The sequence below is a fragment of the Neoaquamicrobium sediminum genome (assembly GCF_040970315.1).
Classification (GTDB): Bacteria; Pseudomonadota; Alphaproteobacteria; order Rhizobiales; family Rhizobiaceae; genus Aerobium; species Aerobium sediminum.
This window is the reverse complement of record NZ_JAZHFV010000001.1, coordinates 222673-233541: the sequence shown is the minus strand read 5'-3', so window position 1 is coordinate 233541 and position 10869 is coordinate 222673. Positions and strand designations below refer to the sequence as shown.

Genomic DNA, 10869 nt, shown 5'->3' with positions numbered 1-10869 from the left:
GACGCAGCAACATGGCGCTGAACTCAGGTCAGCGTCGTGCGAAAAGCCCCTGCTCCGTCTTGCTTCGCAAGCCACCCTCCGCCCTGAGGGATAGGAAGGGTGTCAAGCGGTACGGTCGGCAATTTCTCTCTGTCTCTCCCGCTTCCCGAAGGAGAGAGATGGCCGTGAAGCGATAGAGGTCGGCGAAACATGCGCGAGCCCGCTTTGAATGCAGTGGCATAGGCCAGCCGCCGGGTTACCGGCATCCTGCGTGGGGCATACAGATACCGTTGGTTGGCCTGAGCCGTCACTGGGCGCCAAGCAGGCGCTCCATGCGGCGGAAGCTTTCCGAGAGCACCGTCGCGTCCTTCAGCGCATGGGCGAGCATGATGCCGCCCTGCCATTCGACAAGGGCCGCGCGCGCCTGCGCCAATGCCAGAGATGGGCGCTGGCCGGTGCGGCCAAGCTCGCGCGCCATGAAGCCGATCAGCATGGTGAAGGATTCGGCCGCGCGGTCCGAGGCCACGGGCGCATCGCCGCGAAAGTCGCGCACGCACAGCGCGATCGGACAGCCATGGGCGACACGACTCGGTGCGCTTCGTGAAAGCCGCGCCACCAGTGCGCCCAACCGACGGCGCGGCTCGGTCTCATCCTCGGCGGTCGCCTGAAGCATTGCCTCGGTCTCCGCGCAGAACACGTCGGCGACGGCATGGGCGATGTCTGCCTTGCTGCGGAAGTAATAGAAGAGATTGCCGGGCGGGACATCGGCCGCGGTCGCGATGCCGGCAATAGTGCTGGCCGCATATCCCTCGCGCCAGAAGAGGCTTGCCGCCGCCGCCGCGATCGCCTCGCGGTTGGCGTCGCCCTTGCGCCGGCGCGCCCGTTCATGCCTGGCATTTCCAGCCGACCCAGCGGCCACGACGCCCCGCCTGCTCACCGGCCAGTTTCGTCGTTGCCGAGCTGACGCGCCTCCGATGGCAACATGATCGGCACGCCGTCGCGCACCGGATAGGCGAGCCTTGCTCCCGGCGAGATCAGCTCACCCTTCTCCGCATTCCATCGCAGCGGCGCCTTGGTTAGCGGGCAGGCGAGCATCTCGAGCAGCTTGGGGTCGACCGTGCGGGTCGCCATATCCCTGCCCATCGGCTTGCGCTGGTCCCCGGTTCCGCTCATTGCAGGCTCGATCCGAAATCCTCGTCGTCGCGCGCAAGCGCGATCTCGGTGATGGCGATCAGTGTTTCGGCGCGCGTCTTCAGGTCGGGCGCCTCCAGCAAGGCCTGCTTTTCGGCCGCGCCGTAGGGCGCCATCATCGACAGCGCATTGACCAGCATCGCGTTTTCCGCGCGGCTGACACTTTCCCAGTCGGCATCAAGATCGTTCGCCTTCAGATAGGCGCGAAACGCCTTGAGCAGGGCCGGCCTGTCGATCTCCGCCGCGCCGGCCTCCATGTCGAGATCGGCGATAAAGGACTTGATCCGGCATTGCCTGAACGGCGTCTTTGTGCCCACCTCGGAAACGACGCGGAAGCGGCATACGCCCTGAAGCGAAATCAGATAACGCCCGTCGCCGGTCTCGGCAAAGGACGTCAGGCGACCGAGGCATCCGACTTCGCACAGTTCGGGTTCGCCGTCGCCGCGCACCGCTCCGTCGAGCCGAGGCTGAACCATGCCGATCAGGCGCTGGTGCGACAACGCGTGATCGATCATCTCAAGATAGCGCGGCTCGAAGATGTTGAGCGGCATGCGGCCGCCGGGCAGCAGCAGCGCGGCTTCGAGCGGGAACACGGGGACCGTTTCGGGAAGATCCCTTGCCGTTCGGTATCGCGCGTTTCCGGCCTGCACTTTACGATTCTCCCTGCCTTGCCGCCCCGCACATGCGGCGCGGCCGGTCGCCGCTCAGGAAAACAGCAGCGATGAAAGCTTGCGCCGCGCCGCAAGCGTCGCTTCGTCCGCCATGCCCCACGCCTCGAAGAACTTCAGCAATTGCAGACGGGCGCCGTCGTCGTTCCAGCCGCGATCCGCCTTCATGATCGCCAGCAGCGCGTCGGCCGCCTCTTCGCGTCGATCATGCGCGTTATGAATCAGCGCAAGGTCGAAGCGCGCCTGATGATCCTTCGGGTCGGCCGCCAGGCGCTGTTCCAGCGCCGCGGCGTCGCCAAGTGCGGCCACCTGCTCGGCGAGCGCCAGCTTTGCCCGCACGCCTGCAAGCTCCGGGGCGTCGGCCGCAGCTTCCGGTGCGCGGGCGAGAACCTCGCGGGCCATATCGGCGTCGCCACTGTCGAACAGCATTTCAGCGAGGCCACCAATGGCGTCGAGGTTCTCGGGTTCCTGCTGGAGGATTGCCGCATAAATCTGGGTTGCGCCCTGAGCGTCGCCTTCCGCGCGCAGCTCGGCCGCGGCAGCCAGCGCGTCTGCGGTCGCCTGGCCGGCATCGGCGCCGGCGACCTTGTCGATGAACTCGTGAATCTTGCTTTCGGGAATCGCGCCCATGAAGCCGTCGACCGGCTGGCCGTCGCGGAACGCGATCACGGCGGGGATCGACTGGATGCCGAGCTGTCCGGCGATCGACGGGTGTTCGTCGATGTTCATCTTGACGAGTTTGACGCGGCCGCCAGACTCGCGCACCGCTTTTTCGAGCGCAGGCGCAAGCTGCTTGCAGGGGCCGCACCAAGGTGCCCAGAAATCGACGAGCACGGGCTGCTGGCGCGACTCCTGGATCACATCGGCCGTGAACTGCGCCGTCGTGGTGTCCTTAACTTCGAAACCGGCCGCGCCCTGACTGTCGACGTTTTCCGCGCCGCCATTGCCGTACTGCACGGCGTAGCCGCCACCGAAGGGATTATCCTGAACGCTCATCGAAAATCCTTGCTTTGCCGCCTTTCCGTCAACGCTGTAAACCCAAGCTTGCCGCGGGTCGAGGGGCGATGACCTGAAATGTGGCGTCTAGGCCGACAGTTTCAAGACGAGTGGTTCGTGTCCGGTGGCCTTTATGAACCGCAGCAGATCGTCGCGCCCGATCGAGGTCGTGGCTTCGTTAGTGAGGGGATGCGCGTTGATCGTGTCATGGCGCATCAGTGTTTCGTCGAGCACGATCGTCACTTGGTTTTCCGTATCGTTGACGATGCCGAAAGCCGTCACGGCACCGGGGGTCACACCGAGATAGTCGAGCAGCTTCTCCGGCTTTCCGAAGGATACGCGGCCCGATCCACCGATGACCTGGTGGATGGTTTTCAGATCGACTTCAGCATCCTCCTCGACCGTGAGCAGAAAATACCGCTCCTTCTTGTCCCTGAGGAACAGGTTCTTCGTGTGGCCACCCGGTATCTCACCGCGCAGGGCCTGGGAATCGGCTACGGTGAACAGAGGCGGGTGGGTTGCCGTCTTCACGGCGATGCCGAGTTCGGAGAGAAAGGCGAGCAGTTCGTCAGGGGTCTTGGGCATGGTCGGTATAGGCCTGTAAAACGTAGCTTTCCTGCTTAACCGAGGGGGCGGGGAGCCGTCCAGCCCGTGGTTTTCCGTGCGTTTCGGCCGCACGAAAGGACGCCGCAGAAATTCGCACCTTTCCCTGTTGCAATCGCAAGCGAGTTCGGTCATATAAGCGCGGCTTGCGGCGAGAGCCGCGTGAGCGGGTGTAGCTCAGGGGTAGAGCACAACCTTGCCAAGGTTGGGGTCGAGCGTTCGAATCGCTTCACCCGCTCCAAATCATCTAACATCGAAAAGCCGCGGTTCGCCGCGGCTTTCGTGTTTTCCGGGCAGATGAAAGCTCAGGGCCGGTCCATTCGCTCCGGCCGCGGTATGCGCCGGTCACCTATTGCGACAATCGAGATTGGATCGCCGCGTGTTTCCGGCTTTACTGCGAGCCGGCGGAGGCCGTTGCCGTCGTTTGGCGAAGGTGTGGGTGAGGATGACCGTTTCGAACCGGCTGGATCTTGGTGTTTTCGACTACGTGATCGTGGGGGCGGGTTCGTCCGGGTGCGTACTTGCGAACCGGCTGAGCGCGGATCCCGGCAAGCGCGTGCTGCTGTTGGAGGCTGGCGGTTCCGACAATTACCACTGGATCCATATTCCCGTCGGCTATCTCTACTGCATGGGCAACCCGCGCACCGACTGGGGCTATTCGACGGTCAAGGAGCCGGGACTGAACGGGCGTTCGCTTGCCTATCCGCGCGGCAAGGTGATGGGCGGATGCTCGTCGATCAACGGCATGATCTACATGCGCGGCCAGGCGGCCGACTACGACCACTGGCGCCAGCTCGGCAATCCCGGCTGGGGCTGGGACGACGTGCTGCACTTGTTTCGCAAATCGGAGAACCACCACGCGTCGGGCGCGCCGTTTCACGGACAGGACGGTGAGCTCAGGGTCGAGCGCCAGCGGCTTTCGTGGCCGATACTCGACGCCGTACGGGAGGCTGCCGAGGAGCTGGGCGTGCCGCAAGTAGACGACTTCAATGACGGCGACAATTTCGGCTCGTCCTATTTCGAGGTGAACCAGAAGGCGGGCCTCCGCTTCAACGCCGTACGCGCCTTCATCCGCCCGGTGCGGCATCGCCGGAACCTGACAGTGATGTCGCATGCGCAGGCCGAGCGCATCGTCTTCGACGGGCTGCGCGCCAAGGGCGTCGATCTGAGGCTCGGCGGCAAGCCGGCGCGGGTGCATGCTTCGGGCGAAGTCATCCTTTCTGCAGGCGCGATCGGCACGCCCCAACTGCTCCAGCTTTCCGGGCTCGGCGCGGGGTCGCTGCTGCAGGGGCATGGCATTCCAGTCGTGCGTGACACGCCGGCTGTCGGGGAGAATTTGCAGGATCATCTTCAGATCCGCACTGCATTCAGGATAGCGGGGGCGCAGACGCTCAACGAGCGGCAGTCGACGCTTGCAGGCAAGGCGCGAATCGCGCTGGAATATGCCTTCAGGCGTTCGGGGCCGATGTCCATGGCGCCGAGCCAGCTCGGCATCTTCATGAAATCGGACGCGATGTTCGACACGCCAAACATCGAGTTCCACGTGCAGCCTCTTTCGCTGGAGGCGTTCGGCCAGCCGCTCCACGATTTTCCCGCAATCACCGTCTCCGTATGCAACCTCCGGCCGCAGTCGCGCGGCACCGTGAAGATCGTCTCGCCCGAATTCGACCAACACCCGGAGATCGCGCCCAACTATCTTTCCACCGACGGGGACCGCCAGGTTGCCGCCGACTCGATCACGGCCGCCCGTCGCCTCATGGCCACGCGTCGCATGGCGCAGTACAAGCCCGAGGAGTTCAAGCCGGGAACGGCGATCCAGTCGCCCGAGGAGCTGGCGCGCGCCGCCGGCGACATCGCGACGACAATCTTCCATCCGGTCGGCACCGCGCGGATGGGGACCGACGAGCAGGCCGTTGTCGACCCGCAATTGCGCGTTCGCGGCGTCGAGGGGCTGCGGGTCGTCGACTGCTCTATCATGCCGACGATCGTATCCGGCAATACCCATGCGCCCGCCGTCATGATCGCGGAGAAGGCCGCGCAGATGATCGTCGCCTGAACGCCGGCGATCGAGAGCAGCCGCTTTGCGCCCACCGACCAAGTTGATCTGCCTCCCCGCTAACTAAAGTTGCCGGCGGCCTTGCCGTGAACACAATCGATCCCTATATCCAGTCAATCGATCTTGTTGACGAACTTTGTTTCTGCGCTACAGCGCGCCGACGATCTTCCCTCTCAATTTCGAAGACTGCGACGTTTGGCATCCGGCCAGGCGTCGATGATCTGTGCCGATTTGAAAAGGAAAATCGATATGGCTACTGGAACCGTAAAATTCTTCAACTCCACCAAGGGCTTTGGCTTCATCGAGCAGGACGGCGGACAGCCGGACGTGTTCGTGCATATTTCGGCAGTCGAGCGGGCTGGCATGTCCACGCTCGCCGAAGGCCAGAAGCTCAGCTTCGAGGTTGTCAAGGACAACCGCAACGGCAAGAGCGCAGCCGAGAATCTTCAGGCTGCATAAGGAATAGCGTTTCTGGTCTTTGACCACGGATGTACTGGCACTGGCCATCGAGACGCTCAGGAGAAGGTCGGGAATTCCCGGCCTTTTTCACTTTGAGGAGACCCAATCATGGATGACGTTTTTATCAATGCCGTTTTTCAGCCCAAGCCTTCCAAGCAGGAAACCAAGGCGGACGTCACAACCAAGACCGCGCGTGCGATAATCGACCACGAGCTGTCGGCCCGCGAGGCCAAGACCGAGCGGCTGCGGGCAGCACGGCTGGCGCGGGAAGAAGCCATGGTGACCGAGGCGCCTGCCGCGAAGAAGCCGCGCAAAAAGAAGAGCTGACCTGAAGAGCCAATTTCGCGCAACGGGTTGCGCGCGTTCGCCAGTAATCAGCATGGACAGCGACCATGCCCATAGGCGCCACAGCGGATGAAGCGGCTCATTCAGTTCTTGCCGCGCGGGCGGGCGACGTCGTTCGAGCCTTCGGCCTCGGGTCCGAAGCCGTAGCTCATGCGCTTCATCTGCGCGATGACGCGTTCCATCTCGTCGTCGGGCAGCACCGGCGGCTCGCCGAGCGCCAGCGCCTGCACATACATGCGCGACAGTGTCTCGACCTCGATCGCCAGCCAGAGCGCGGCCTCCAGCGACGTGCCGAGCGAGATCTGGCCATGCTGGCCGAGCAGGCAGGCAAGCCGCCCCTCAAGCGCTTCGAGTGCTGCGTCTGACAGTGCCTGGGTGCCAAAGGTCGCATAGCGCGCGCAACGGATGGTGGTGCCGCCGGCAACGCCGGTCATGTAGTGAAATGCCGGAATGGTCTTGTGATGGCAGGCCAGCGTCGTCGCGTAGACCGAGTGGCAGTGCAGCACGACATTGATGTCTTCGCGGGCCTTGAGAATATCGCGATGGAAGCGCCATTCAGAAGACGGGCGGCCGCCGACATAAGTGCCATCGAAGTCCATCTCCACGATGTCGTCCGGCGTCATGACGTCGTAGGGCATGCTCGACGGCGTTATCAAGAAGCCGTCGCCGGAGCGCACGGAGAGGTTGCCCGCCGTGCCCTGGTTGATGTCGCTGGTATTCATGCGGCGGCAGATGGAAACCATCTCCTCGCGCAGCTTCTGGTTCGTCATCGTCCTTATTCCTAATCCATATGAAAAACGCGTTGCAGCGGCACGACGACCGGCTCGTTGCGGTCGCCCACCTGCATGATGTCGGCCATAAAATCCCACCAGCGGCGGTTGATCTGCGTTTGCGGCAGGTCGTCCATCGTATGGTCGTCGGCGCGCACGAGAGTGGCGAAGAGATGGTTCGTTTCCGGGTCGAGCCAGATCGAATAGTCCGAGATGCCGGCCTCGCGCAGGGCTGCCAGCATCTGCGGCCATATCTCGTCGTGACGCCGCCGATATTCCTCGACCTGGCCGGGATTCAGCACCATTCGAAATGCGATCCGCTCGGGCATTGGCCGATCCTCCTAGACAATGCCGCCACCGGCTGCGGCAACCGCCGGGCGCTCCGCGGTGACCTTGGCGCGGTAGCCTGCCGCGCGATAGGCGGACACCGGGTCGATGGCTCCGCCTGCATTCAGCCGCGCCATGGCAAGGATCGGCTCGACATCCGTGCGGTAGGCTGCCTTCAGCGTCTGCGTGGCCATCAATGCGTCGTTGTCTTCCTGAAATGCGGTGAGCGCGTCACGATCGACGAGCAGCGCCTGCGCATAGGCGCGCTGCACTTCCGTGGCCGACAGCATCAGGCTCTCGATCGGGTCGGTGACGTTATGGCTCTGGTCGAGCATGTGGGCGGGGTGGAAGGCTTTGCCGGCGGACAGTTCGGCATCGACCAGCTCGTTGAAGACGAGGAACAGGCGATAGGGATCGATGGACCCTGCGTCGAGATCGTCGTCGCCATACTTGCTGTCGTTGAAGTGGAAGCCGCCCAGCTTGCCGAACTGGATCAGCCGCGACACGATCATCTCGATGTTGACGTTGGGCGCGTGATGGCCGAGGTCGACAAGGCAGAAGGCCTTTGGACCCAGCTCCTTCGCGATGATGTAATTGGTGCCCCAGTCCTGCACCACGGTCGAATAGAAGGCAGGCTCGTACATCTTGTGCTCGGTGAAGAGCCGCCAGTCGTCTGGCAGGGCTGCATAGATGTCGGCCATTGCCTCCAGATAGCGTGAAAAAGCGCGGGCGAAATTCACCTGCCCGGGAAAGTTGGAGCCGTCGCCGATCCAGACGGTCAGCGCCTTCGAGCCGAGGGTGTTGCCGATCTCGATACATTCGAGATTGTGCTCGACCGCCTGCCGGCGCACGGCCGCATCGGCATGGCTGAGCGAGCCGAACTTGTAGGAAAGCTTCTGGTCCACCGCGTCGGAAAAGGTGTTCGAGTTCATCGCGTCGAAGCCGAGGCCGAAGCGCGCGGCCGCCTGCTTCAGGCGCTTCGGGTCGGCCTTGTCCCATGGGATGTGCAGCGACACGGTCGGTGTGGCGCGGGTAAGCTGCTGGACAACCGCGCAATCCTCGATCTTGTCGAAGATGTCGCGCGGTTCGCCGCCGCCGGGAAAGCGGGCAAAGCGGGTTCCCCCGGTGCCGACGCCCCATGAGGGGATCGCGACGCCGAAGGCCTCCACCTTTGCCAGAACAGCATCGATGGCGATGCCCCGGCGTGCGAGCTGCTCGCCGAGTGCGGCATAGTCGGATTTCAGCGCGGTCTGCCTGGCCTCGTTTTCCCGCGAGACGATGTCGGTTTCTATGATCGTTTCCATCTCGTCCTCCGTGCGGGGGTCACCATGCGAAAGCCGGCAGCAGAAAGTCGGGCGGCGCGCCGTGCTCGGCAAACAGCCGCTCCCGCTCCGTGGCGGTGCTGGTTTCCAGTATGCCGGTCGCGACCAGCGCCGTGTTCAGCCCGGCCGCCCGGCCGCCCGCGATGTCGTGCTCGATGCTGTCGCCGACACAGACGATATGGTCCGGCGCTGGATTGCCGAGCAGCTCGAGTGCCGCCTCGTAGATGCGTGGGAAGGGCTTGCCGATCCACTCCACCGCGCCGCCCAGTTCCGCATAGAGTTGGGCGATCCGGCCGGCACCGAAGCGCGGCCCGACGCTCGTCAGCATCACCTTGTCGGGATTGGTGCAGAGACAACGCACGCCGCCGACGGCCGCCGGCTCCAGCAGGCGGCGATAGTGGTCGAGATCGTAGCGATCTCCCTCGCTGCCCGACAGAAGCACGATGTCGGCGTCAGCACCGCTTTCCGTCACGGTCAGGGGCAGGCCTTCAATCGCCGAGCGGTCTCCGTCGCGGGCGATGAGCAGGCAGCGGGCGTTGACGGTATCACTCAGTTCTTCGGCAAGCATGCGCCATGCGACCTCGCCGGACGACAGGAAATGGTCCCAGCTTCCAGGCTCGAAGCCCAGCCGCACCAGCCGCGCCTCGTTGGGGGCGGAGCGCTTGCCGGAATTGGACAGGAGCAGGCTTCTTTTGCCTGCCGCCTTCAGCCGTGACAGCGCCTCTACAGCGCCGGGATAGGGCGCGGCGCCATCGTGCAGCACGCCGAATTGGTCGAGCACGAAATAGTCGAACTGTGCTGCGAGTTCGCTGATCCCGGAAAGCGGTTGCGGTGCGGCCGTGCTCATGCGGGCTCCCGGGAGTGTTCGAGCCCCTTCAGCGCCAGCCGTGCCGCGCCGGCGGCGGCCTGTTCGGAATGTGCCGGCAGGAAAGGAACGCCGAGCCTGCGCTGGCGGATGGCGGTCCAGGCGACATTGCCGGCGCCGCCGCCGACGCTGCGAACGGAGCGAAGCGCGGGTGCGCCAAGATCGGCTAGGCGGTCATAGCCGCGTTTCTCGATCGCCGCGATGCCTTCCAGCATGCCCTTCAGGAACGCGGCGTCCGATGCCGGCCTGGGCTCGAGGCGCGGCTGCAAGGCGGGGTCCATGACCGGGAACCGCTCGCCGGGTCCGAGTAGCGGGTAGTAGTCGAGGCCGGTTTCGTCCTCGTGACCGATTTCATCCGAGAGCCGCGCGATCTCAGCGCCAGTGAAATATTGCGCAAGAACCCTGCCGCCCGTGTTCGATGCGCCGCCGGCGAGCCAGAGCCCGTTGATGCGGTGGCTGTAGATGCCGAATTCGGGGGCGAAGACGGGCTGGTCGCACAGGAGTTTCAGGGTCAGCGTCGAGCCCAGCACGGTGACGCCGTCGCCCGGCTCGCTTGCGCCCGTGGCGATGAAGGATGCGCATCCATCCGTCGTACCGGCGACGATGGCGACATTCCTCGCAAGGCCGAAGCGTTGCGCCATGGTCGGCGCTATCGTGCCGACCGGCGTGCCGGGGGCAACCACACGCGGCAACAGCTCTGGCCGCAGACCGGTTGCGGCGATCCATTCCGGCCACCGCGCGGCGACCGGGTCGTAGCCGGTCTTGAGCGCGTTGTTCTCGTCGGTCGTGTCGAAGCGGCCGGAAAGCCGTCCCGCGATCCAGTCGGCCTGATGCAGGACCTTGGCTACGCCTGGGACGCCTTGGAAGACCAGCGCCTTGGCGAGTCCGGACGTCGCGCCGTGGGCCCCGCTGTCGCGCGCGATGACCGGCGCGATACGGGCAAGCAGGCCCTCGTCCTCGACCTTGTCGCTATACATGAGCGGACGGGCCAGCGGCGTGCCGTCGGCATCGACCGGCAGCAGCGTGCCGGAGGTGCCGTCGACGGCGATCGCGCGCACAGAATATGGCTCCACGGCCATCAGCACCTGCTCCAGCGCGGTCTCGACGGCGCGCCACCAGACGGCCGGATCGCGGGCGTCGGCGCCATGGTCGGACAGAGCCGATGCGCCCTGCGCGGCGATGTCGAAGGCCTGCGTCATTGCAACCGCGCGGGCGCCGGATGTGCCGAGGTCGATGCCGATGGCGAGGGGAGTCACGGATGACGCTCCGATGTGGAGACAGCGCGCGC

At 64.6% G+C, this 10869-nt stretch carries 13 protein-coding genes and 1 tRNA gene; 4 read left to right on the top strand and 10 right to left on the bottom strand.

The window, feature by feature from the left end; all coding sequences use genetic code 11:
- Nucleotides 1-286: 286 nt before the first annotated feature.
- From V1479_RS01100 to V1479_RS01080, 5 genes are all read right to left on the bottom strand, one after another.
- Nucleotides 287-916 (bottom strand): TetR/AcrR family transcriptional regulator, encoded by a 630-nt coding sequence (locus V1479_RS01100; protein ID WP_173188807.1) that lies wholly within the window; start codon nt 914-916, stop codon nt 287-289.
- Complete coding sequence (locus V1479_RS01095) at nt 913-1152, bottom strand: Trm112 family protein (RefSeq protein ID WP_244648618.1); 240 nt, start codon at nt 1150-1152, stop codon at nt 913-915. Before V1479_RS01095 ends, V1479_RS01100 begins: the two co-directional genes overlap by 4 nt.
- A complete protein-coding gene (locus V1479_RS01090; protein WP_368801294.1) occupies nt 1149-1820 on the bottom strand; it encodes an LON peptidase substrate-binding domain-containing protein in 672 nt (223 codons plus the stop codon). The genes V1479_RS01095 and V1479_RS01090 overlap by 4 nt, the downstream gene beginning before the upstream one ends.
- Nucleotides 1821-1874: 54 nt before the next feature.
- Nucleotides 1875-2834, bottom strand: coding sequence for a thioredoxin (gene trxA / locus V1479_RS01085; protein ID WP_368801293.1), 960 nt, complete (start codon nt 2832-2834; stop codon nt 1875-1877).
- An 87-nt stretch (nt 2835-2921) separates the two neighbouring features.
- Nucleotides 2922-3419: a prolyl-tRNA synthetase associated domain-containing protein gene (locus V1479_RS01080; protein ID WP_173188813.1), complete on the bottom strand. Its 498-nt coding sequence runs from the start codon at nt 3417-3419 to the stop codon at nt 2922-2924.
- A 184-nt stretch (nt 3420-3603) separates the two neighbouring features.
- Here V1479_RS01080 and V1479_RS01075 point away from each other — a divergent pair.
- From V1479_RS01075 to V1479_RS01060, 4 genes are all read left to right on the top strand, one after another.
- Nucleotides 3604-3678, top strand: a tRNA-Gly gene (locus tag V1479_RS01075).
- A 204-nt stretch (nt 3679-3882) separates the two neighbouring features.
- Nucleotides 3883-5493, top strand: a complete 1611-nt coding sequence (locus V1479_RS01070; RefSeq protein WP_368801292.1) for a GMC family oxidoreductase — start codon at nt 3883-3885, stop codon at nt 5491-5493.
- Between the two features lie 249 nt (nt 5494-5742).
- Complete coding sequence (locus V1479_RS01065; protein WP_173188817.1) at nt 5743-5952, top strand: cold-shock protein; 210 nt, start codon at nt 5743-5745, stop codon at nt 5950-5952.
- Between the two features lie 108 nt (nt 5953-6060).
- Nucleotides 6061-6279, top strand: coding sequence for a hypothetical protein (locus tag V1479_RS01060; RefSeq protein WP_173188819.1), 219 nt, complete (start codon nt 6061-6063; stop codon nt 6277-6279).
- A 101-nt stretch (nt 6280-6380) separates the two neighbouring features.
- Here the strand turns inward: V1479_RS01060 and V1479_RS01055 are convergent, their stop codons facing one another.
- From V1479_RS01055 to V1479_RS01035, 5 genes are read right to left on the bottom strand one after another with little or no spacing between them, the layout of a single operon-like run.
- The gene (locus V1479_RS01055) at nt 6381-7067 is read right to left on the bottom strand and encodes a class II aldolase/adducin family protein (RefSeq protein ID WP_173188821.1); all 687 of its coding nucleotides are present in this window, start codon (nt 7065-7067) and stop codon (nt 6381-6383) included.
- An 11-nt stretch (nt 7068-7078) separates the two neighbouring features.
- The gene (gene rhaM / locus V1479_RS01050) at nt 7079-7396 is read right to left on the bottom strand and encodes an L-rhamnose mutarotase (protein WP_173188823.1); all 318 of its coding nucleotides are present in this window, start codon (nt 7394-7396) and stop codon (nt 7079-7081) included.
- A gap of 12 nt (nt 7397-7408) precedes the next feature.
- Nucleotides 7409-8698, bottom strand: coding sequence for an L-rhamnose catabolism isomerase (gene rhaI / locus V1479_RS01045; protein WP_368801291.1), 1290 nt, complete (start codon nt 8696-8698; stop codon nt 7409-7411).
- A 19-nt stretch (nt 8699-8717) separates the two neighbouring features.
- A complete protein-coding gene (locus V1479_RS01040; RefSeq protein WP_173188825.1) occupies nt 8718-9563 on the bottom strand; it encodes a TIGR01459 family HAD-type hydrolase in 846 nt (281 codons plus the stop codon).
- Nucleotides 9560-10837, bottom strand: a complete 1278-nt coding sequence (locus V1479_RS01035; RefSeq protein ID WP_368801290.1) for an FGGY-family carbohydrate kinase — start codon at nt 10835-10837, stop codon at nt 9560-9562. Before V1479_RS01035 ends, V1479_RS01040 begins: the two co-directional genes overlap by 4 nt.
- Nucleotides 10838-10869: the final 32 nt, after the last annotated feature.